The sequence below is a fragment of the Pseudoalteromonas caenipelagi genome, from assembly GCF_013140855.1.
Classification (GTDB): domain Bacteria; phylum Pseudomonadota; class Gammaproteobacteria; order Enterobacterales; family Alteromonadaceae; genus Pseudoalteromonas; species Pseudoalteromonas caenipelagi.
The window spans coordinates 1-542 of the sequence record NZ_JABBPG010000033.1 but is presented as its reverse complement, the minus strand read 5'-3'; the positions used below and the strand labels follow the sequence as shown (position 1 = coordinate 542).

General features: G+C 45.4%; 1 protein-coding gene. It reads right to left on the bottom strand.

From position 1 onward, the window contains the following. A partial coding sequence (locus HG263_RS22150; protein WP_171628238.1) for an RHS repeat protein occupies positions 1-542 on the bottom strand: 542 nt, incomplete at both ends.

Below are 542 nucleotides of genomic sequence, written 5' to 3'. Positions count from 1 at the left end.
GCTTTGACCCCCTAGGTAGCTTACTTGCGTCGGCTGACCACGGAAGTTCATAGCGCTCACACGCGACAGTTCGGTTTTTTCTACCTGCTTGGTTTCTTCGTTATAACGCAAGCCAAATTCAGCCACCTTAAAGCCTTGCGCGTTATATTCATAACCCACTGCATAATTTTTACTCAGCTGTTTTAAGTAAGGACGACTTAAACCGTCATAGAAGGTGCTTTGCTGTTGCTCATGCTCCTTACCATCTACCCACGTTAATATAGTAACGCCTGTCGGTCTTAATTCACCATCATAGCTGTAGCTTCTTTCGTATAACTTAGCGCTATTCTTACAAGATGTTCCGGCCATGACTTCTTCCGTAGACGTCGTACCGTAGCCCAATATGTCATAAGTAAAGCACCTTGATTCGGCTGCGCTTGATTGCGCGTTGCTAATACGTTGCGTCACACGGCCTAGATTATCGTAGTTAATCCAAGTCACTTGACCATTGGCATCTTTTTGCCACTTTAGCTGCCCCAATGCATTGTAACGATATTCCCACG